Origin of the sequence: Halomonas profundus, from assembly GCF_020865425.1 — a bacterium.
Lineage (GTDB): Bacteria > Pseudomonadota > Gammaproteobacteria > Pseudomonadales > Halomonadaceae > Vreelandella > Vreelandella titanicae.
The window spans coordinates 1891734-1913076 of record NZ_CP086344.1 but is presented as its reverse complement, the minus strand read 5'-3'; the positions used below and the strand labels follow the sequence as shown (position 1 = coordinate 1913076).

18 protein-coding genes are annotated in these 21343 nt (G+C 55.4%); 2 read left to right on the top strand and 16 right to left on the bottom strand.

The window, feature by feature from the left end; all coding sequences use genetic code 11:
- Window positions 1–43 precede the first annotated feature (43 nt).
- The 3 genes from yegS to LMS44_RS08465 all read right to left on the bottom strand — a co-directional run bounded on the left by yegS (window position 44) and on the right by LMS44_RS08465 (window position 4242).
- Entirely contained in the window at window positions 44–1003 is a 960-nt protein-coding gene (gene yegS, locus LMS44_RS08475; RefSeq protein WP_022523958.1) for a lipid kinase YegS, read from the bottom strand.
- 55 nt (window positions 1004–1058) lie between these two features.
- Window positions 1059–3689, bottom strand: coding sequence for an aminopeptidase N (pepN, locus tag LMS44_RS08470; RefSeq protein WP_027959069.1), 2631 nt, complete (start codon window positions 3687–3689; stop codon window positions 1059–1061).
- Between the two features lie 67 nt (window positions 3690–3756).
- Window positions 3757–4242: a YajQ family cyclic di-GMP-binding protein gene (locus LMS44_RS08465; protein WP_007114656.1), complete on the bottom strand. Its 486-nt coding sequence runs from the start codon at window positions 4240–4242 to the stop codon at window positions 3757–3759.
- Window positions 4243–4490: 248 nt separating this feature from the next.
- Between LMS44_RS08465 and cobO the strand changes: the two genes are divergently transcribed.
- The gene (gene cobO / locus LMS44_RS08460; protein ID WP_141441287.1) at window positions 4491–5090 is read left to right on the top strand and encodes a cob(I)yrinic acid a,c-diamide adenosyltransferase; all 600 of its coding nucleotides are present in this window, start codon (window positions 4491–4493) and stop codon (window positions 5088–5090) included.
- 68 nt (window positions 5091–5158) lie between these two features.
- Here cobO and LMS44_RS08455 read toward each other — a convergent pair whose 3' ends face one another.
- The 11 genes from LMS44_RS08455 to LMS44_RS08405 all read right to left on the bottom strand — a co-directional run bounded on the left by LMS44_RS08455 (window position 5159) and on the right by LMS44_RS08405 (window position 18279).
- Entirely contained in the window at window positions 5159–6454 is a 1296-nt protein-coding gene (locus LMS44_RS08455) for an adenylosuccinate synthase (protein WP_022523961.1), read from the bottom strand.
- On the bottom strand, window positions 6454–7650 hold the full coding sequence (locus LMS44_RS08450) for an ATP phosphoribosyltransferase regulatory subunit (protein WP_022523962.1): 1197 nt from the start codon (window positions 7648–7650) through the stop codon (window positions 6454–6456). Before LMS44_RS08450 ends, LMS44_RS08455 begins: the two co-directional genes overlap by 1 nt.
- Window positions 7651–7793: 143 nt before the next feature.
- Window positions 7794–8690: a protease modulator HflC gene (hflC, locus tag LMS44_RS08445; protein ID WP_009287760.1), complete on the bottom strand. Its 897-nt coding sequence runs from the start codon at window positions 8688–8690 to the stop codon at window positions 7794–7796.
- A complete protein-coding gene (gene hflK / locus LMS44_RS08440) occupies window positions 8691–9962 on the bottom strand; it encodes an FtsH protease activity modulator HflK (RefSeq protein WP_159176620.1) in 1272 nt (423 codons plus the stop codon). It abuts the gene before it with no gap.
- A 149-nt stretch (window positions 9963–10111) separates the two neighbouring features.
- A complete protein-coding gene (gene hflX, locus LMS44_RS08435; protein ID WP_009287759.1) occupies window positions 10112–11422 on the bottom strand; it encodes a ribosome rescue GTPase HflX in 1311 nt (436 codons plus the stop codon).
- 37 nt (window positions 11423–11459) lie between these two features.
- Window positions 11460–11708, bottom strand: a complete 249-nt coding sequence (gene hfq / locus LMS44_RS08430) for an RNA chaperone Hfq (protein WP_007114649.1) — start codon at window positions 11706–11708, stop codon at window positions 11460–11462.
- Window positions 11709–11900: 192 nt separating this feature from the next.
- Window positions 11901–12839, bottom strand: coding sequence for a tRNA (adenosine(37)-N6)-dimethylallyltransferase MiaA (gene miaA / locus LMS44_RS08425; RefSeq protein WP_009287758.1), 939 nt, complete (start codon window positions 12837–12839; stop codon window positions 11901–11903).
- A 60-nt stretch (window positions 12840–12899) separates the two neighbouring features.
- Window positions 12900–14807, bottom strand: a complete 1908-nt coding sequence (mutL, locus tag LMS44_RS08420) for a DNA mismatch repair endonuclease MutL (RefSeq protein ID WP_159177921.1) — start codon at window positions 14805–14807, stop codon at window positions 12900–12902.
- Window positions 14808–14825: 18 nt separating this feature from the next.
- Window positions 14826–16289 carry an N-acetylmuramoyl-L-alanine amidase gene (locus LMS44_RS08415; protein ID WP_159176619.1) on the bottom strand — a complete coding sequence of 488 codons (1464 nt, stop codon included), beginning with the start codon at window positions 16287–16289 and terminating at the stop codon, window positions 14826–14828.
- Window positions 16280–16795, bottom strand: a complete 516-nt coding sequence (tsaE, locus tag LMS44_RS08410; RefSeq protein ID WP_039859770.1) for a tRNA (adenosine(37)-N6)-threonylcarbamoyltransferase complex ATPase subunit type 1 TsaE — start codon at window positions 16793–16795, stop codon at window positions 16280–16282. Before tsaE ends, LMS44_RS08415 begins: the two co-directional genes overlap by 10 nt.
- A gap of 11 nt (window positions 16796–16806) precedes the next feature.
- Window positions 16807–18279, bottom strand: coding sequence for an NAD(P)H-hydrate dehydratase (locus LMS44_RS08405; RefSeq protein ID WP_159177920.1), 1473 nt, complete (start codon window positions 18277–18279; stop codon window positions 16807–16809).
- A 97-nt stretch (window positions 18280–18376) separates the two neighbouring features.
- Here LMS44_RS08405 and queG point away from each other — a divergent pair, with 97 nt between their 5' ends.
- Window positions 18377–19504: a tRNA epoxyqueuosine(34) reductase QueG gene (gene queG / locus LMS44_RS08400; RefSeq protein WP_414727630.1), complete on the top strand. Its 1128-nt coding sequence runs from the start codon at window positions 18377–18379 to the stop codon at window positions 19502–19504.
- A gap of 4 nt (window positions 19505–19508) precedes the next feature.
- Here queG and orn read toward each other — a convergent pair whose 3' ends face one another.
- Together orn and LMS44_RS08390 are read right to left on the bottom strand one after the other, a co-directional pair.
- A complete protein-coding gene (gene orn / locus LMS44_RS08395; protein ID WP_039859766.1) occupies window positions 19509–20114 on the bottom strand; it encodes an oligoribonuclease in 606 nt (201 codons plus the stop codon).
- Window positions 20115–20367: 253 nt separating this feature from the next.
- Complete coding sequence (locus LMS44_RS08390; protein ID WP_009287756.1) at window positions 20368–21342, bottom strand: 2-hydroxyacid dehydrogenase; 975 nt, start codon at window positions 21340–21342, stop codon at window positions 20368–20370.
- Window position 21343 lies beyond the last annotated feature (1 nt).

Here is a 21343-nt window from a genome sequence, read left to right as displayed (position 1 = left end):
TAATTCTTCTCCTTTATAACGTTAACAATGTGAGCCAAAAGAACTAAGGCCGGCTGGTCGAGGAGAGCAACGGGCACTCCTCAGGCAGTAACACACGCAGAGCAAGGGGCACTACTTCCGCGCAGAACTGGTCATAGTAGCGCGCTTCGCCGTCTAACGTGAGTGGCCAGGGCGAACCATTTGCCTGGGTGGTCACGGTTAGTTGGGTCGTGGTGAAGTAGCGCACGAATCGCCCGTCATAGGGGAAACTCTGCAGCTCGCTAATGAGTTTGGTCAGTTCCGTTATCGACCGAAAGTCTTTGACCAGCAGCACGTCCAGACGGCCATCATCCAGCTTGGCACGCGGCCCCAGTACCTGTCCCCCGCCCGACTGGCGGCCATTACCTAGCGCCAGTAGCAACAAAGACGCACTCTCCTCTTTTTCGTCCCAATGGAGCGTGCCGCGATAGCTGCGGTGGCGCCAAGCCTTCAGCGCGCCCATCACTGAGTAAGCCCCGCCCCCGAGCAGCCGCTTAAGCGTTTTCGGTGTCGACGAGGTAACTTCAGCGCCAAACCCACCGGTGGTCATGTTGATATAGTAGCTGGTGGACGATTCGCCACCTGCACCTGCGGTCACGCGCACAACATCAATGGGATAGGCGCTTAACTCCCGTGCAGCGGCCAAAGCGGCGCCTGGCTCCAGCGGTAAACCAACGGAGGTAGCAAAATCATTGGCACTGCCTAGGGGCACAATGCCCAACGCAGGACGCCGGTCATGAGGCAAGCGCATCAGCCCGTTCATGACTTCACTGACGGTGCCATCGCCACCACAGGCAATCACGTGGGTAATGCCCATGGCGCCAGACTGCTCTGCAATATCCGCAGCGTCGCCCCCTTCCCAGGTAGCGCGAACCGTAATCAGCATCCCTGCCTGACGTTGTTCATTGACTGCTTCACGCAATGCCGGGTTACCGGCGGATTTACCATTGATAATCAGTAAATAGTGTTGCTGTGAGTCTGTCACTATTGTTATTCCTTTCCATGGTTTAACTGCGGTTGTTCACTACTGCGCTAAACGCTTATGCCAGTGCTTTCTCGACCACCTCGTATACATTTGAAGATAGCGGCTGTTGTTTGATCCGCTCAAGCTCAGACCGCATTAGTGCTTGGCGGGTTTCATCAAAGCGCTGCCAGCGGGTTAACGGGGTGATTAGCCGCGCAGCAATTTCCGGGTTAAGCCGGTTGAGCTCGATGACCACATCAGCCAGCAGTTGGTAGCCTTGACCATCCAAACGGTGGAAATTAACCCGGTTCTGAGCAAAAGCGCCGACCAATGCACGGACTCGATTGGGATTCTTGAGTGAAAAGGCGGGATGCTGCATCAGGTACTTCACCCGCTCAAGCACATCTGGCTGAGGGCGCGATACCTGGACGGTGAACCACTGATCCATCACCAACGGGTCATGCGCCCACTTCTCACCGAAGGCTTTGAGTGCTGGCGAAGCCAGGTCGTCGCGGTCGCTGTGCACCAGCAGGGTGAGCGCCTGACGCACATCGGTCATATTGTGGTCAGCAGCGAATTGGCTTTCACACAGTGCCAAGCCCTGCTCATCTTCAATCGACATAAGATAAGAGAGCGCCACGTTTTTCAGGCTACGCTGAGCTATTTGCTCCGGTGTCGGCGCGTACGCTTCTTCCGTCACATTGGCTTCATAGATAGCCAGAAACTCATCCCGCAGAGCCACGGCTAATGACTGACGGACAAATTCCCGCGCGGCATGGATAGCATCTACATCCACAATGGGCTGCTGCTCGGCGATATATGCTTCAGAGGGTAGCGTCAGCATCTCTGCCAATACCGCCTTATCGCTCATTGGCCCGCTCAGCAGCGCTCTAAAGGCATCGACAACGCGGCTATCCATGACCTTTTCGACGCCATTCCTATGGGCAGCAATCAAGTCATCCAAGGCCAAAAGCGCTAGGCGTTGACCCGCATCCCAGCGGTTGAAACCATCGCTGTCATGGGTCAATAAGAAGGCGAGATCTTCCCTTGAATAGGGATAATGCAGCTTCACCGGGGCGGAAAATTCGCGTAGCAAAGAGGGCACCGGCGCTTCGGCAACATCGGTGAATACAAACGTTTGCTCATCGTCACGTAGATGAATAACCGCGTCTTTGCCGAGCTTTTCGCCATTGAGCGTCAGGGTGAGATCCTGCCCCGACTTGGTACCTACCAGCCCCATACGCACCGGGATATGCAACGGCAGCTTATCTGGCTGGCCGGGTGTTGCAGGCGTACGCTGACGCAGCGTCAAGTGGTACTCGCCCTGAACATAATCATACTCACCGTGGGCATCAATATCCGGCGTTCCCGCCTGGGAGTACCAGCGCATAAACTGGCTGAAGTCTTCACCGGAGGCTTCAGCCATACAGCCGACAAAGTCTTCAATGGTCACCGCTTGACCGTCGAACCGCTCGAAGTAAAGGTCTGAACCGCGACGAAAGCTCTCCTCCCCTACTAAATTACGCAACATGCGTACGACTTCGGCCCCTTTCTCATAAATCGTCAGGGTGTAGAAGTTGGTAATTTCGATAAAGTGGTCGGGACGAATCGGATGCGCCGTGGGGCCAGCATCTTCGGCAAACTGGGCCGTGCGGAAAAAGGAGACATCCTGAATGCGCTTAACCGGCGCTGAATTGGTATCCGCCGAAAAGCACTGGTCACGAAAGACCGTAAAGCCCTCTTTCAGCGAGAGCTGGAACCAGTCGCGGCAGGTGACGCGATTACCCGACCAGTTGTGAAAGTATTCGTGGGCGACTATGCCTTCCACGTTTTGGAACGCTGCATCGGTGGCGGTCTGGGGGTGGGTCAAGACCGCGGCGGAGTTAAAGATATTGAGGCCTTTGTTCTCCATCGCTCCCATATTGAAATCATTGACGGCCACGATCATAAACAGATCCAGGTCGTACTCGCGCCCATACGCCTGCTCGTCCCACTCCATGGCACGCTTTAACGAGGCCATGGCATGCTCGGTCTTATCCAGGTTCTCTTTTTCTACCCAAATCTGCAGCGTGACATCCCTTCCGCTCATGGTGGTGAAGTGATCTTCTACGCTATGCAGGTTGCCTGCCACCAAAGCAAACAGGTAACAGGGCTTGGGGTGCGGGTCTTCCCAAGTAACAAAGTGGCGACCGCCCTTCAGCTCGCCGCGCTCAATCGGGTTACCGTTAGCCAGCAAAATCGGCTCTTGCTGCTGATCGCCGATCACAGTGACCTTAAAGGTCGCCATGACGTCTGGGCGGTCAGGGTAAAAGGTAATCCGCCGGAAGCCTTCGGCCTCGCACTGGGTGCAGTACATACCGTTGGATTGGTACAGCCCCTCTAACGCCGTATTCTCCTGCGGGGCGATCTCCACCTCGCTCTCCAACACAAAACGCTCGGGCACCTGAGCAATGCGCAGGACTTCATCATCTAGTTCATAAGCAGCGACATCCAGCGGCGTTGCATCAATCGCCAGGGAGATAAGCTTTAGGTGCTCGCCATTTAAGACGAGCGGTGCCTTAGCGTCAGCTTCTGGATGTCGCTCAATCAACAGTCGCGCTTTCACACGGGTCGCGGCGGGGTCAAGATCAAACGTCAGCTCGGTATGAGTTACCCGGTAGGCGGGTGGCTGGTAGTCGCTTAAATAAACCGGCTGCGGATCAGACATAGTGCGTGACTCCTGTATAAAACGAATATTACATAGTTCAAAATGTTCGACAGCTTAACACCGCTACCTAGTCGCGGAAGTTATCGAATTGGAGCGGTAAATCCGGCCCCTCTTCGCCGCGCAGCAATGCCATAACAGCTTGTAAATCGTCGCGCTTTTTACCCGTTACACGCACTTTCTCACCTTGAATTTGCGCCTGCACTTTGAGCTTGCTGGCCTTGATGCGCTTGACCACATCTTTGGCTTCCGCCGCGTCGAGCCCCTCCTTAAGAGCGACTTCCTGGCGTGCTTTCACGCCGGAGAGCACCGGGTCTTGAACATCCATACAGCGGGCATCGATACCCCGGGCGATTAAACGGGCTCGCAGCACATCGAGCATCTGCTTGAGCTGGAAATCGACTTCCGCCTCTAGCTGCACTTTGTCACCTTCAAGGGTGAAGCTGGCATCGACCCCCTTAAAATCGAACCGTGACTGCACTTCCCGGTTAGCTTGGTCTACGGCGTTAGCGCCTTCGTGTTTATCGAACTCTGAAACAATATCAAATGAGGGCATGATGTAATTCCTGAAAAGACATGACCACCTATTCTAGAGCAGCCAGCCCCCTAGGGGCCAATCCTGTTCTTTTTTGTTGGATTTTAGGGTACATTATTGAGACAAATATTCACAAAACACCGAAAATACCTGTACAAAAATTATCTTCAAGTACCTCCATAAAGATGTTCAACCCTGTGCTGATAGCTTAGGCTAGCGGATTATGAATATTGGCTATTTTTCAGCTTTCCGCTTTATCAGGAGATACCATGAGTGACCGCGACACCCGCCACAAAGCCTCTATGGAGAAGCTTAAAACGCGCGTAGAGGAGAAAGTCGCCAGTGCTAACGAGCAGCGCGGCCTAATCATCGTTAACACCGGTAACGGTAAAGGCAAAACAACCGCTGCCTGGGGCACGGTCACCCGCGCTTTGGGTTATGGCTATAAAGTGGGCGTAGTGCAGTTTATCAAGGGGTTGTGGGAGTGCGGCGAACGCAATCGATTGGAGGAGGATGCCAATCTAGAGGTGGCGATAATGGCTACCGGTTTCACCTGGGATACGCAAAATCGCCAAGCGGACACCGACGCCTGCCAAGCAGTGTGGAAAGAGGCTGAGCGTATGCTCGCAGACCCAGAGACCTATCTGGTGGTGCTCGACGAAATCACCTATATGCTCAAGTTTGGCTACCTGGAGATCGAAACCGTTAAACAAGCACTGGAGAATCGTCCTAAAGAACAGACAGTGATTATTACCGGCCGCAACGCTCACCGCGAACTCGTCGCTATGGCCGATACAGTGACTGAAATGCAGGAAGTGCGCCATGCCTTCAACAATGGCCTGCAGGCGCGTCGGGGTATCGACTTTTAAATAGCAAAAGGGGCAACTAAGTTGCCCCTTTTGCTCATCTGCTCACTAATGGCCCGCTTAAAGCGTGCTTAGCTATCGAACGGGTTACGTAGCACGATGGTTTCCATGCGGTCTGGACCGGTGGAGATAATATCGATACTGGTACCTACCTGCTCTTCAAGGTAACTGATATAAGCGCGGGCATTGGCAGGTAAATCCTCTACCTTTTTAGCCCCTAGAGTCGACTCTTTCCAGCCTGGCAGGTCTTCGTAGAGGGGTTCAACAGCTTCATAGCCTTCTGAATCCACTGGCGTTTCCAGCACGTCACCATCTTTACTGCGATAGCCAACGCACACGCGGATATTTTCCAGCCCGTCCAGTACGTCCAGCTTGGTCAGGCAGATACCGGTGACCGAGTTGATTTGCACCGCGTGACGCAGTGCCACAGCGTCAAACCAGCCACAGCGGCGGGCACGGCCAGTGGTAGCACCAAACTCGTGGCCACGCTCGGCAAGGTGGCGGCCATCGACATCGAACAGCTCAGTGGGGAACGGGCCTGAACCAACACGGGTGGTATACGCCTTGGTGATACCCAGCACGTAGTCCAAATAGAGCGGGCCGACGCCAGAGCCGGTGGCTGTGCCGCCTGCGGTGGTGTTAGAGCTGGTTACATAGGGGTAGGTACCGTGGTCGATATCCAACAGCGAGCCCTGAGCCCCTTCAAACAGGATATTCTCACCGGCTTTTCGCAGGTCGTGCACCATACTGACGGTATCGCACACCATGGGACGCAGCTCTTCGGCCATTTGCATCGCCGTGTCCAGCACTTCCTGGAAGTCGACCGCCGGTTCACCGTGGTAATTCACCAACACGAAGTTGTGGTAGTCGAGCACTTCGCCCAACTTGGAAGCGAAACGTTCGCGATGCAGCATATCGCCTAAGCGCAGGCCACGACGGGCGACTTTGTCTTCGTAGGCAGGCCCAATGCCCCGGCCAGTGGTGCCAATTTTGGCAATGCCACGGGCTTTTTCACGGGCCTGATCCAGGCGCACATGGTAGGGCAGGATCAGCGGACAAGCTGGCGACAGACGCAGGCGTTCGCGTACTGGCACACCTTTGGCTTCCAGCTCACGGATCTCTTTGATCAGCGCTTCCGGCGAGAGCACCACACCATTACCAATCACGCAGGTTTTGCCTGGACGCAAAACGCCGGATGGAATCAGGTGGAGAACGGTCTTTTCACCGTCGATGACCAGCGTATGACCCGCGTTATGGCCACCTTGAAAACGCACCACGGCGGATGCGGACTCAGTCAGCAGGTCAACGATTTTACCCTTGCCTTCGTCACCCCATTGGGTGCCCAGCACTACGACATTCTTACCCATTATGATGCACTCGTCTCTTGTGTCAGGGCCGTTGGCTGCCAACGACCATCGATAAGCTCAAGACGGCGGTCACACTCATGCTCCGCCGGCCCAGTACGCTGCCCTGGCAGCGCTTGAATCACGCGTTCCCCCTGCTCACGCAGCGCGACAATGGCAGCGTTGAGCGACTCATCCTGCACAGCGGGCGACCAAATAGCCCCGCGACTCGGTGATGCCAGCGCCAGCGACGCCAGCTGTTTCAGATCCATCGAGAAGCCGGTGGCCGGGCGCGCACGACCAAAAGCCCGCCCGGTATCGTCATAACGTCCGCCTTTAGCCAGCGCATGTCCGTAGCCCGGCACATAAGCGGCAAACATCATACCCGTGTGGTATTGATAGCCGCGCAGTTCCGCCAAGTCAAAGTAGAGCGACACATCAAAGCGTGCCAGCACCCCTTGATAGAGCGCATCCAACTGATCCAGTGCCGCCGTGACCGAGGCCGGCGCACCGGCAAAACGCTCCCGCGCCTGGCGTAAAACATCCGCACCGCCGTGCAGATCACCCAGAGCTAACAGCATGTCCGCTAAGGCCGGGTCGCTGACGCTGGCATCTACATGCTGCGCCAGTTGACTGGGTGATTTTAGCGCTAACGCCTCAAATAACGCACGCTCCTGCTCGTCACTGAGCGCTGCCGCTTCTGCAAGGCTTCGATAGATGCCGATATGCCCTAACGCCAAGTGAATCTCCTCAGCGCCCGCGGCCTTCATACTGGCCAGCGCCAAGTGAATTATCTCACTGTCCGCTTCTAGCCCGGCATGACCAAACAGCTCAGCACCCACCTGCACCGGGCTACGGCCACCCTGATGCTGGTCTGCCTTAGCACGCAGTACATTAGTGCAGTAGCAAAGGCGCACCGGCCCCTGACGCTTTAGCGAATGGGCATCCATACGCGCAACTTGCGGCGTAACGTCCGCCGAGGCGCCCATCATGCGACCCGTTAACTGGTCGGTCAGCTTAAAGGTCTGAAGATCCAGATCCGTGCCGGTGCCTGTTAACAGTGAGTCCAGAAACTCCACTGGGGGCGGCATTACCTGGTCATAGCCCCAGCAGTGGTAAAGATCGAGCAGCGCGCGGCGCAGCTCTTCCATACGGCTTGCCTGAGGCGGGAGCACCTCATCCATGCCGTCGGGCAGTAGCCAGCGGTCAGCGATGGTCATGACGATTGCCTTGAACTTGAAGAAATAGGAGCCACAAAAAAACCGGGCGACGCCCGGTCAACAAATTCTATCACGTTTATTGGCCGGGTGAACCCCGCTTGGCTATCAACAAACCAAGACGAGGAGCACCGGCCAACGGCGGTTTACTCGCCGCTGTCTTCACCGCTTTCTGGTTCAGCGCTGCGCAAATAGCGGAAGAAGTCGCTACTCGGCTCCAGCACCATCAGATTGCCATCGTCGGCAAAGCTTTCGCTATAGGCATTAAGGCTACGCCAGAAAGAGTAGAACTCCTGATCCTGACCATACGCTTCAGAGAAAATCGCAGCGGCTTGGGCATCACCTTCACCGCGCAGCGTCTCGGAGCGCTCATTGGCCTGGGCAAGCAGTACTTGGCGACGACGATCCGCATTGGCGCGAATACGCTCAGCCTCTTCCTGACCCTGAGCACGCCATTCACGAGCTTCACGCTCACGCTCGGAGCGCATCCGCTCAAAAACAGCGGCTGATACGTCTTCGGGCAAATCGATGCGCTTGATACGAATATCGCGAATTGCCACCCCGAGCTCTTCACGCATCAGCTCGTCGAGTTCTGCGGTGGGGCCCGTCATCAGGTCATCACGACGCTCGGCGATAATTTCCTGAAGATTCAAGCGACCAAATTCATTACGCAGGCTCTCATCCACCCGCGGCTGAATCAGGCGAATGGCCATCAACTCATCGCCGGCAGTCGCCTCGTAGTAGCGAGTAGGATTAACCACCTGCCACTTAACATAGGAGTCAACGATAACCGCTTTCTGCTCAAGGGTCAGATAGCGGCTGGTATCGGTGTCCAGCGTCAACAAGCGCGTATCAAACTTACGAATCGTTTGCGCGATCGGCACTTTGGCATGCAAGCCAGGCTGAATATTCTCTTCAATGACTTCACCAAAGCGCAGTTTAACGGCACGCTCGGTTTCGTCTACCACGTACAGAGTGTTGCTTGCCAGCCACGCCACGGCAGCCAGACCACCAACAATCAGCAGGGATCGATTATTAATCATTTACCGGCCCTCCCTGCGGATGGAGCTACTATTGGTATTCGATGAAGAGCTGGAACTGCCCTGGGTGTTGCGTAACCGCTCAAGCACACTCGGGTCTAGCTGTTCATCGCTATTGGCGCTTCCGCTCGAAGAGTTATTTCGACTACTGCTCCCACCGCTAAGCTGATCGAGGGGCAGATACATCAGCGGCGCGTTTTCGCTTACATCCAACAGCACCTTCGGCGAATTACTAAACACTTCTTCCATTGTGTCCAGGTACATACGTTCACGCATGATATCCGGGGCATTTGTGTACTCGGAGAGTAGCGAGTTAAAGCGGTTGGCTTGACCTTGCGCTTCAGCAACGACCGACTCACGGTAACCCTGGCCCTGCTCAACGATACGCTGCGCCTGACCTTGCGCTTCCGGAATAATCGCGTTGGCGTAAGCAATACCCTGGTTGATCGTACGCTGACGATCTTCACGGGCCCGGATAACGTCATCGAAGGCGTCAATCACTGGCGCGGGCGCCGAAGTGGACTCGATGTTAATGGTTTGCAGGCGAATACCGGCACCGTAGTTGTCGAGATAGGACTGTAGACGACTAGCAACCGAGCTACCCAGAATCTCACGGCCAGAGGTTAGGATATCGATCATATCGGTACCGCCGACGACGTGACGTAGTGCCGAATCCAGCGCATTCTCAATCGAGATAGCAGGATCGCGTACGTTAAGCACAAAATCGCGTGGATTAGCTACTTGGTACTGAGCAGAAATTTCCACTTCGACAATGTTTTCGTCGCGGGTCAGCATCGACTGGGTCTGCGACAGAGAGCGCACACGGGTCACATTGACCATACGTACATCGTCAATCAGCGGCGGATTCCACTGCAGGCCTGGATCTACGATGCCCTGAAACTCACCAAACCGCAGCACAACGCCGCGCTCGGATTGATCCACGAGGTAGAAGCCCATTGCAGCCCAAATAGCCAGCGCAACAATAATCAGCAGGCCTGGCAGCGCGAAAGGGTTGCGGTTCTTATCACTACCGCCACCACCGGTTTTCTTGCCGCCGCCTTTTTTGCCGCCACCCAACATGCTGTTGAGCTTGTCCTGAAACTTTTTCAGCGCTTCATCCAGGTCAGGTGGACCTTGGTTGTTGCCCCCTTTATTGCCATTGTTGCCGCTGCCATTATTACTGCCACGGTTTCCATCGCCGTCGTTTCCACCGCGTCGGCCGCCACTACTCCAAGGGTCGTGCTGGTTGCCACCACCAGGCTCATTCCAGGCCATACTTCGTCTCCACTAAGGTATTCGCTAACGCTAATGGCATCACACTTAGGCGGCACCACCGCGTTTTGATATTATTGCTCTATAAACCTTGTACCATTTTTATACAAAACTGCATACATGCAGCGTACTAGGATGGGTAATTAAGTCGCTTACCACTCATTGGTTTCACGCAGCGCTTCAGGTAAATAGGTGTTGGCTCGCTCGCCCAGTTGGGCCATCAACTGATTAAAGTCACGCCGCGGCAAACGCACATCAAGCACTGAATGCCCCTGCTCATCAAAGGCTTCCTCGCGAACGGCATTGAGCTCGTGCAACCCTGCCCGCAGCTTACCCTGCTCGGGAGTCAGTGTCAGCGAAAAGCCAATGACATCATTTGCCAAGCGCTCGGTCAGCGCCTCATGGAGCAGCTCAAGCCCCTGGCCCTGCTGGGCCGAAAGCCAAACCACTTCGGGCACACCATGCCCATCACGCTCTATACGTGGGGCACTATCGAGCTTATCAATTTTATTCATGACTTTGAGTACCGGCACATCATCGGCGCCGATCTCTTTGAGCACTAGCTCCACCTGCTCCACGTTTAACTCGCGGTCAGGATCTGCGGCATCGATCACGTGTACCAACAACGACGCTTCAGAGGCTTCCTGGAGCGTCGCTTGAAACGCCTCAACCAACTTGTGCGGCAAGTGGCGAATAAAGCCCACGGTATCGGCCATCACTACCGGACCAACGTCTTCAATCTCAAGCCGCCGCAAAGTAGGGTCAAGTGTCGCAAACAGCTGGTCGGCTGCATACACCTCAGAATTGGTTAAGGCGTTAAATAGCGTTGACTTACCGGCGTTGGTGTACCCCACCAGCGATACGCTATGAATTTCCGCGCGCGCACGCGCTCGGCGATTCTGGTCGCGCTGGCTGCGCACTTTATCGAGCCGTTTGTGAATCGATTTGATCCGACCACGCAGCAGACGACGGTCAGTTTCTAACTGCGTCTCGCCTGGGCCGCGCAGGCCAATCCCACCTTTTTGCCGCTCTAGGTGTGTCCAACCACGCACGAGGCGAGTCGACATATATTCAAGCTGAGCAAGCTCTACCTGCAGCTTACCTTCATGGGTTCTTGCCCGTTGCGCAAAGATATCGAGGATCAAACCAGTACGGTCGAGCACTCGACACTTGAGCTCTTGCTCTACATTGCGCTCTTGAGAGGGACTTAAGCTATGGTTGAAGATCACCAGCTCTGCCTCATGAGCCGCGAGCAGTGCCCGCAGCTCTTCCAACTTACCTGACCCAATAAAGGTGCGCGAGTCAGGTCGGTGGCGGCTAGCAGTGAGAAGAGTCGCAGGCTCTGCACCAGCAGAGCGTACGAGCTCTAAAAACTCACCCGGGTCTTCACGTTTTTGTTCATCATGAAAATCGACGTGAACAAGAACTGCCGTTTCACCGGCGTCTGGGCGTTCGAAAAACAATCAATACCTCGTGGACTCTCTTGCTTCTCCAGCGGTGTTAAATCTCCGCATCCTGCTCTGCCGGGTCTTGCGCAGGCAAGCGTACGTTGCGAGATGGAACAACCGTGGAAATAGCGTGTTTATAAACCATCTGACTAACGGTATTGCGCAGCAGGATAACAAACTGGTCAAACGATTCGATCTGGCCCTGCAGCTTAATGCCGTTGACCAAAAAGATAGAGACCGGAATGCGCTCCTTGCGCAGAATGTTCAAGTACGGGTCTTGAAGGGACTGCCCTTTGGACATGTTGCTCTCCCTAAAACTGTCGTTGGGGTTAATTATCAAATGGCGTGCCCTACTGGTGCTACGCCGCACTATTTTATTACTGCCCGAAAGGCCGAATGATGCCCGAAGAGCCTAGTGATATTCGAAAGGCTCAAACACCCAGCCAATCGAAAACACACTACCTAAATTACCAGCTTAGCGAACTATCTTACGCTAAGCACTGCTGTCACGCACGAGTTTCAACACCTGATCCAGTGCATCTGAGCGCTGTGAATCTACCCAGTTAAGTTCTGGCCAGCTTCTTAACCAGGTTAATTGTCGCTTGGCTAGCTGACGAGTTGCGATCACGCCTCGCTCAACGAGGGAGGCATAATCATACTCACCTTCCAGGTACTCCCACACTTGGCGATAACCAACACTCTTCATCGCCGGTAGGCCTAAATGTAAGTCATTACGCTTTTTGAGGGCGGCGACTTCATTTATCAAGCCCTCACCCAACATTACTTCGAAACGCTGGGCAATACGTTGATGCAGCAAGCTGCGATCACTGGGCGCCAAAGCTATCGACAACACGCGCCAGGGAAAGGTTTCCGGCTGTTGCTCCGCCCACAGCTCACTCATTGGCCGCCCACTGGCGTAGTACACCTCCAGCGCGCGCATGACGCGCTGCGGGTCATTGGGGTGAATGCGCTGGGCGGATAGCGCATCCACCTCTGCCAGGCGTTGATGTAGCGACAATAGTCCTTCGTTTTGCCACTGTGCTTCAAGCCGCTGGCGAATAGCCGGGTCGGCAGAAGGCAAGTTTGCCACCCCTTCGACCAGCCGCTTGTAGTAAAGCATAGTACCGCCGACCAGCAGGGGGACTTTGCCCGCCGCGCTGATTTGTCGCATAAGAGAAAGCGCATCTACACGAAAATCGGCCGCCGAATAGGGCTCTGCTGGATCGCGAATATCAATCAAGTGGTGAGGCGCACGGGCAAGCTCACTCGCGCTGGGCTTGGCACTGCCAATATCCATACCGCGGTACACCATGGCCGAGTCAACGCTAATCAGCTCATGCCCCAGGTGCTCGTGTAGCGCCATCGCAGCATCGGTTTTCCCAGCGGCCGTGGGGCCCATTAAAAAAATCGCCCAGGGGCGGGTATCAGCCATGCGCGGTTCCATTAGCTAAGAAAAAGGTGATTACTGATCGCGCAGCTGTTGTTCAAGCATCTATTGGCCGCGCAAGAAGAGCCGATCAAGCGCTTTGAGCCCCATCTGCGTCCAGGTGGGACGACCGTGATTACATTGGTCGCTGCGCTCGGTGCGCTCCATGTCGCGCAGTAGCGCGTTCATCTCGTCGATAGTAAGCCGACGGTTGGCACGCACGCTGCCATGACAGGCCATAGTAGAGAGTAGTTCATGCACCCTAGCCTCGACTTGATGGGTACGCCCATAGCGCGCCAGCTCTTCCAGCATCTGACGCACCAGCGCCTCAGGATCAGCCTGGGCAAGTAACGCCGGCAGTTGGCGTACCAGCAGCGTCTCTGGCCCGGCGATATCCAGCTCAATACCCAGCTTGGCAATTGCCTCTTGCTCGCTCTCTGCCGTGGCCACTTCGGCCCGGCTAGCAGCAATGGAGACAGGCACTAGCAGCGGCTGCGCATCCAACCCTTTGGCAGCGGCCAGCTGTGTCTTCATGCGCTCATAGACGATTCGCTCATGGGCGGCATGCATATCCACCAGCACCAATCCCTCAGCGTTCTGGGCCAGAATATAAATGCCGTGCAACTGCCCTAGCGCAAACCCTAGTGGTGGTGGCGCAGTGGGGTCGTTATCAGGCATCGCCAGGGGCGCTTCACGCACCTCACTACCTCGCTCACTGGGAGGGCTCGGCTGAGGCGTTAACAGCGTTTCTTCGTGATTGGGGTGTAGCGCCTGATAACCCTGCATAAAGCGGCGCACGCGCTCAGCACCGGGGTGGCGATCCGGCGAGTGGGTCAGCGCAATCCCCTGCTGCTGCCAGCGGGGTTGTTCAGCCCCCATTTCTGAAGCTTCGCCCTGTGGCGATGCGCCTGACGTATCAGCCACCTCGGCATCATGCTCCTCTGCACTCTCAGCGGGTTTAGCCGACGCCAGGGAGTGATGGAGGCTCGAATAGAGAAAGTCGTGAACCATACGACCATCACGAAAGCGCACTTCATGCTTGGTGGGGTGGACGTTGACGTCCACAACGTCTGGATCAAGCTCCAGATAGAGCACAAAGACCGGATGACGGCCGTTAAACAGCACATCACGATAGGCCTGACGCACCGCGTGGGCGACCAAACGATCACGCACCACGCGTCCATTGACAAAAAAGTACTGTTGGTCAGCCTGTGAGCGCGAGTGGGTGGGCAAGCCAACCCAGCCGCTTAGCCGTATACCGCCCGCTTCGCGCTCGATATAGCGAGCATGCTCGATAAAATTCTTGCCCAACAGCGAGGCAATACGCCGCTCCCGGGCCGCCGCAGAGTGACCGGCGGGCAACTGGTGAATGACTTTTTGGTTATGGCGCAATACCCAGGCGATGTCGTAGCGGGATAGCGCCTGACGGCGAAATGCCTCTTCTACATGGGCAAATTCGGTCTTTTCTGTACGCAGAAACTTGCGCCGGGCGGGGGTATTAAAAAACAGATCGCGCACGCCAACGCTGGTACCACGGGGGTGTGGCGCAGGTGTCACCCGTGCTTCCATGCCCCGCCCTTCCGCAACCACCCGCCAGCCATGGCGGGGGTCGTCTTCGGCATTGGAGATCAGCTCCAGCCGCGAGACGGAGCTAATTGATGCCAGCGCTTCACCGCGAAAGCCTAGCGAACTAACGCCCTCTAAGTCTTCCAGGCTGCCAATCTTACTGGTGGCATGGCGGGCCAGGGCCAGCGGTAAATCCTCTTCGCCAATGCCAATCCCGTCATCGCGCACTTTGATCAGCCGCGCGCCCCCTTGCTCGATCTCTACTTCGATACGCTGGCTGCCAGCATCAATAGCGTTCTCTATCAACTCTTTGGTGACCGATGAGGGGCGCTCAACCACCTCCCCGGCGGCAATCTGGTTGGCCAACCGCGGGTCGAGTACCTGTATACGCGGTGCGGTAGCGGTCATATCAGTCAACACGGCACCTCATGAACGGGGAATCTGTAACACTTGGCCAACACGAATCACGTCACCATTCAGGTCATTGGCCTGCCTCAACTGATTAACCGGCACGCCATGACGCACAGCAATCGCTGACAGGGTGTCTCCCGACTGAATACGGTACTCGTTACCCGAAGGGCGATGCTGATTATCACGCTGCCAGGCAAGCAGGCTGGCCGGCGGTGGGAAGCGCTCGAAATGCTCGCGCAAACCGCTGAAGATAGCCTGAGAAAGCCCTGATTGGTGTACTGGGTCGCGTAGCCGACGCTCTTCGTCAGGGTTAGAGATAAAGCCAACCTCGATCAACAGCGAGGGGATATCGGGAGACTTCAGTACCATAAACCCAGCCTGCTCGACCCGCGACTTATGCAGCCGGTTAATGCGGCCTAACTGCTCCAATACCTGACCACCGATCGAGAGCGAGTCATTCAGCGTGGCAGTCATGGTCAAATCCAACAACACGCCGCGCAGCACCTGGTCTTTATCACGCAAGGAGAGACTGCCATCGACACCGCCGATAAGGTCGGAGCGGTTCTCACTATCCGCCAGCCACTGGGCGGTTTCCGAGGTGGCGCCGCGCTGAGAAAGCGCATAGACCGAGCTCCCTTGGGGTCTTGGGCTGGTGAAAGCATCGGCGTGTATCGAAACAAAAAAGTCGGCTTTCTGCTCACGTGCCAGTGCGGTACGCTGACGCAACCCTATATAGTAGTCACCATCCCGCACCAGCACGGCTTTAAAGCCCTCAGTACCGTTCACTTCAGCGGCTAGGCGACGGGCAATTTCCAGCACTACGTCCTTTTCCCGTGTGCCTGAAGGGCCAATCGCCCCTGGGTCTTCACCACCATGACCGGCGTCGACGGCAATAATAATATCGCGCCTTGGGTGCGGCTTGGCTTCCTGCACTTCTGTCGGCGCTGCCTCGCTAGGCGGCGCCACGCTGTCCGACAGCTGGCCTTGAGCAGATGCCCGCTGGGCCTGAATTTCCTGGTCCCGAATCATCGCCTCAATGGGGTCAATCGGATTCTCGACGGCACTCTCACCAGGATATTCGAGATCAACGACCAGTCGGTGACCGTACTGGTCGTTAGGTGTCAGGGTAAAATGGCGTGGCTCAATTTCTCGATTGAGTTCAAGCACTACCCGCAGGCCCCCACCCTCCCGCACGCCGGTACGCACCGAGGTAATGGCACTGTCGTGCAAAGGCAGCGTACTGGGGTCGGTATCCATTTGGGTATCATCTAAATCAATCACCAACCGCGCCGGGTTCTCCAGCGAAAATACGTTGGCATTAGTCGCAGCGGAGAGATCAAACACCAGCCGGGCATGATCTGGCGCCGCCCAAAGCCGCATGCTCTCTACGCTGGACGCTTGTACATCAACCGCCGCCAGGGCAAAAAAACCGGCGGCTAATAAGCGATATACGCCTGCCGCTATGCCCTTCATTTCCATTGAATCACACCGTTCTCCAACTGGTCGGAACCTTCTTTACTGACTGCACTTACCTTACTTCGCAATAATTCAAGCATACGCTGACCGTTATCACTACCCGCAGCTAATGAGACTAAACGCCCTTGCGCCACTACTTCCAAGGTTAGGCGCAGGTCAGGCGCTGGCAACCACCCTTCACCGCGGCTGGGCCACTCAATAATGGTGACTGCATCGTCGGCCAGCACGTCTCGACCACCAATAAACTCAAGCTCTTCTGGATCCGCTAAGCGGTATAAATCCAGATGATAAACCCGCTGATCGTTCAACTCATAAGGCTCTACCAAGGTGTAAGTGGGGCTTTTAACCGCCCCTTGATGGCCGTAAGCCCGCAGGATGCCACGCGTTAACGTGGTTTTACCGGCACCTAGCTCACCCTCTAGATAGACGAGCCCGCGTCCTTGCAATACGTGCCCGAGAGTTTCGCCAAAAGCGACCTGGGCCTCTTCGTTGTCTAATTGCACCTGCATGTGGGCTGCCTTCACGGATTAATCAATTTTCGCGCATAGGATGCCAGATCGCTGGCCAGCAGGCCACGCTCGCCTTCTTCCGCTGCCGCGCGATCGGCCGCTAACGCATGCACCATGGCACCTAGCCAGACACTAAACTCCACCTCGCCCCGCTGAGCAACCAACGCCCCCAGCATGCCGCTGAGCACATCGCCCATGCCGCCGCTGGCCATACCGGGGTTCCCGTAAGGGCACACCACCAAACCGCTAGGCCCAGCAATTAAACTGCCCGCGCCTTTTAAAATCACCACACCACCCCGAGCGCGTTGCAGTGCCTGGGCAGCAGCGGGCCGGTCGGACTGGATATCGGCAACGGAACAGTTCAATAGTCGCGCGGCCTCACCGGGGTGTGGAGTCAAAATCCAGTTATCACGGCGAACCTCCGGCCACTGGCGCGCCAGCAGGTTAAGCCCGTCGGCATCCACCACCAGTGGGGTATCTGACTGCAACGCACTCTGTAGCACCGCCTGCCCCCAGGCAGACTGACCAAGCCCTGGCCCTACCACCACAACGTCAGCGTTACTGGGCAGCTCAGCGGCCTCAGCGCCACCGCGTACGCCATGAGCCATCACTTCCGGGCAACGTACCAAGCTGGCGGTGATATGCTCAGGAGCCGTCGCCAAACTTACTTTACCCGCTCCCAAACGCGCGGCTGCTTGGCAGGCCAGTAGCGCTGCGCCACCAAAACCTGGAGCGCCCCCCATCACCAGCACATGCCCCATGTCACCTTTATGGTTAGTGCGTAGGCGTGGTGCAAAAGCCTCTGCCAGCAGCGAATCATCCAGCCGCCAAGCCGTGGGGGGAATATCGAAATAGGCCTGGGCTTTGACACCCAGGGGTCGAAAGTCGATCTCGCCAGTATAGGCAGGGGCATCACCTGTATGTAATCCAACCTTATCGCCAATAAAGGTCACCGTGCAGGAGGCCTTCACAGCAATACCCGGTACCGCACCGGTGTCGGCAACCAATCCAGAGGGAATATCAATCGCCAGGACTGGCTGCTTTGCAGCGTTGATCGTTTCAATAGCACGCTTGAAGCGCCCCTCTACTTCACCGGTCAACCCGGTACCCAGCAATGCATCAACAATCACTTCGCCGGTGAGCTCAATCCCAGCGTGCCACTCCTCGCAGCCCACGCCCGCGGATGTTGCTAATTCTGCGGCACGGGTCGCGGCGCCGCTGAGCTCTTCAACGGACTTAAGGGTTATCCGCTGTACTTTGAGGCCCGACTGCATGGCTAGCGCTGCCAGCACGTGACCATCGCCACCGTTGTTGCCACTCCCACATAGCACGGTGATACTACGTGCTTGTGGCCAGCGGGAGCGGAAGCTGTGCCAGGCGCTTGAGGCGGCGCGCTGCATCAATGCAAAGCCATCGATACCCCCGGCGATCGTGCGCCGATCGAGTTCCTGAACCTGGGCGGCTTTATAGAGGGGGCGTAGCATGGAAGTATTCGGGACTGTCACGATCGCTCCTTTCACATGTTTTGATGGCTGCCAATGCGTTAGCATAGCGCGCTTAATGCCTTGCTGTTGATTGACTATGTCGAATTCCACTGCCTTTGCACGTTCTGATGGTGCAATGACTGACCAGAAACTTGCTCGCCTTGCCGACCTGATTAAAACCTGGGGGCGAGAGCTGGGTTTTCAGCAGGTGGGCATCACCGATACTGAACTGTCGGCTCATGAAGACCACCTCGACGCGTGGCTGGAAAAGGGCTACCACGGCGAAATGGGCTTTATGGCCAAGCATGGCACCAAGCGCACTCGCCCAGAGGAGCTGGAACCCGGCACTCAACGCATTATCAGCGTGCGTATGGATTACCTGCCCGCCGAGGTGGAGAGCACCAAGGTGCTCGGTCAGCCCAACCGCGCCTATGTATCGCGCTACGCCCTTGGCCGTGATTATCACAAGCTAATCCGCAAACGGTTAGCCCTATTAGCAAAAAAAATTGAGCAGGAAGTCGGCAGCTTCGGTTACCGCGCTTTTGTCGACTCAGCGCCGGTGATGGAACGCGCCCTGGCTCAAAAAGCGGGGCTCGGCTGGTTTGGCAAAAACGCCATGCTGCTCAACCCCAAGGCGGGTTCGCTGTTTTTTGTTGGCGAACTCTATACTGACCTTCCATTGCCCATTGACGCACCGTTTGAGCACGAACACTGCGGTAGCTGTAACGCGTGCAAAGTGGCCTGCCCCACCGGTGCCATTGTTGACGATAAAGTGGTCGACTCGCGCAAGTGCATTTCGTATCTCACTATTGAGTTGCACGGGGCGATTCCAGTCGAGTTTCGTCGCGCCATGGGCAACCGTATTTACGGCTGCGATGACTGCCAATTGGTATGCCCTTTTACGCGTTTTACCCATATTACCCAGGAAGATGACTTTGAGCCGCGCCATGACCTGGATCGCGCATCGCTTATTAGCCTGTTTGGCTGGGGCGAAGCGGAGTTTCTGGATAAAACCGCTGGCAGCCCCATTCGGCGCATTGGCTACCAGCGCTGGCTGCGCAATATCGCCATTGGCCTGGGCAACGCGCCCTGGAGCGAGGCCGTTGAAGCCGCGCTCTGGGCGCGCAGAGCCTACCCAAGCTCGCTGGTGCGTGAACACGTCGGCTGGGCGCTTGAGGAGCAGCGCCTCAAACGCGGTGAGCTAATTACTACTGACGGGGCTTAAGCGCTTACTCTTCTTCGTCGCTGCGCTGATCAACGCGTAAAAATGTATTGCGGTAGTGGGCCAGCTCGGCAATCGACTCTTTAATATCGTCCATGGCCAAGTGCACATTCTGTTTACTAAAGCCCGCCAGCGCACCGGGGTTCCAGCGTTTGGCCACTTCTTTTATGGTAGACACATCAAGATTGCGGTAGTGGAAAAAGTTGAGCAACGCAGGCATTTCACGCTCGAGAAAACGACGATCCTGATGGATGCTGTTGCCACACATGGGCGACGAACCTGCCACTGCGTACTGCTGCAAAAACGCCAGGGTTTGCTGCTCAGCTTCCGCGGTTTCCACTTGGCTTGCCTTCACGCGTGCGACTAAGCCTGATTCGCCGTGGGTTTTCTGGTTCCAGTCATCCATCTGCGCCAGCAGACTATCGGGCTGCTTCACCGCAATAACCGGCCCCTCGGCGACCACATTCAAATCCGCATCTGTAATGAGCGTGGCTACTTCAATGATGCGCTCTTTATTAGGATCGAGACCGGTCATCTCTAGATCAATCCACACCAGCAGATCATTCCGCGGCGCTGTTTTTCCTTCTGTTGCACCCGTCGTATCGTTGCTCATTACCGTTATCCTTTTGCCTAAATGGCTATTCAAATCATGCCATTGTGCCTTAAATTTACGCTTACAGTTAAACAAGGGCCTGTGGACGTTTCAGCGTGAATCACGACGAAACGTCCACAGGCCCTATAAATTCTCGCACTTTAACACGAGAGGAAACAGTTCTGCATCTGCCGCTGAAGCTATATCATCAGCAAACTATGCCGTTTTAATTATGGGTAAAGATTCACAAGCAGATCTCTGATTTAATTGGCATTTAAGTAGAAACAATGTTCACAAGATCGCCGTCACCCTTGGAAAGTTTATTAATATTGCGTGCCATCGTTAACTGGCGGCGCTTTACCGTACCGTGTGTCCATCCTGACATGTGCGGGGTCATAATCACGTTGTCTAATTCATGGAAAGGAAGAGAAGCGGGTAAAGGGTTAGACTCTGAGCCTGCTGGATAGACATACCAAGTATCTATGACCGCGCTAGCAATTCTCGACTCATTTAGGGCATCAAATAACGCTTTCTCATCAACCACGCGGCCACGACCAACATTGACAAAAACAGCGCTCCTCTTCATATCTTTAAACTCTTTTTGACCAATAAAACCTTCAGTATCTTTAGACAGCGGAAGCGTATTAACGACAATATCGACATCTTTCAACATAGAAGATAGATCATCAAAAGCATAATATTTTTTTATTTGGTTAGACGCTTCAACTATGCTCCTATTTGCTATTGAAACATCCATTCCAAAAGCATGAGCTCGACTTGCCAATTCTTTCCCAATATGTCCAAAACCGATGATACCTATGGATTCAGAAGATAGCTCAGTGCGTAGGCCTGATGCACCACCAGCCCAATACTCCCAGTCACCATGTCTTAATTTTTTATCAGCATCCGCTAGAGGAACATGTCTCAGCAGCAGAGCTGATATAATATACTCAACGATGGCTTGCTCATGGCCAAAACAATTACAGACCGTTGTTGTGCTTGGAAGCAGAGAGAGGTCTAAACCGTCATAACCAGCGCCTGGGACATGAAACAACTTTGTTTTTGTTAAAGTAGGTAGCGATGAATCATGTTTGACACCAACAATGACATCGGCACCAGCATAGCAAGCAATATCTTCTTCGGATTCGAGCGTATCTGGCAACAGTTTTATGGTGTGATCGTCCTCAAGAAGGGATTCAAAATTGCTAAAAAATGTTTGTGCATTTTTGCCATGAAAGACTATGTCCATG

Coding starts and splice junctions, on each gene's coding strand:
- hfq (WP_007114649.1), bottom strand. CDS start 11,708: ATGTCCAAAGGGCAGTCCCTTCAAGACCCGTACTTGAACATTCTGCGC.
- LMS44_RS08455 (WP_022523961.1), bottom strand. CDS start 6,454: ATGGGTAAGAATGTCGTAGTGCTGGGCACCCAATGGGGTGACGAAGGC.
- LMS44_RS08415 (WP_159176619.1), bottom strand. CDS start 16,289: ATGGAAATGAAGGGCATAGCGGCAGGCGTATATCGCTTATTAGCCGCC.
- LMS44_RS08465 (WP_007114656.1), bottom strand. CDS start 4,242: ATGCCCTCATTTGATATTGTTTCAGAGTTCGATAAACACGAAGGCGCT.
- hflK (WP_159176620.1), bottom strand. CDS start 9,962: ATGGCCTGGAATGAGCCTGGTGGTGGCAACCAGCACGACCCTTGGAGT.
- hflC (WP_009287760.1), bottom strand. CDS start 8,690: ATGATTAATAATCGATCCCTGCTGATTGTTGGTGGTCTGGCTGCCGTG.
- miaA (WP_009287758.1), bottom strand. CDS start 12,839: ATGGCTGATACCCGCCCCTGGGCGATTTTTTTAATGGGCCCCACGGCC.
- queG (WP_414727630.1), top strand. CDS start 18,377: ATGTCGAATTCCACTGCCTTTGCACGTTCTGATGGTGCAATGACTGAC.
- LMS44_RS08390 (WP_009287756.1), bottom strand. CDS start 21,342: ATGGACATAGTCTTTCATGGCAAAAATGCACAAACATTTTTTAGCAAT.
- LMS44_RS08405 (WP_159177920.1), bottom strand. CDS start 18,279: ATGCTACGCCCCCTCTATAAAGCCGCCCAGGTTCAGGAACTCGATCGG.
- pepN (WP_027959069.1), bottom strand. CDS start 3,689: ATGTCTGATCCGCAGCCGGTTTATTTAAGCGACTACCAGCCACCCGCC.
- tsaE (WP_039859770.1), bottom strand. CDS start 16,795: ATGCAGGTGCAATTAGACAACGAAGAGGCCCAGGTCGCTTTTGGCGAA.
- LMS44_RS08450 (WP_022523962.1), bottom strand. CDS start 7,650: ATGACCATCGCTGACCGCTGGCTACTGCCCGACGGCATGGATGAGGTG.
- mutL (WP_159177921.1), bottom strand. CDS start 14,807: ATGACCGCTACCGCACCGCGTATACAGGTACTCGACCCGCGGTTGGCC.
- orn (WP_039859766.1), bottom strand. CDS start 20,114: ATGAGCAACGATACGACGGGTGCAACAGAAGGAAAAACAGCGCCGCGG.
- cobO (WP_141441287.1), top strand. CDS start 4,491: ATGAGTGACCGCGACACCCGCCACAAAGCCTCTATGGAGAAGCTTAAA.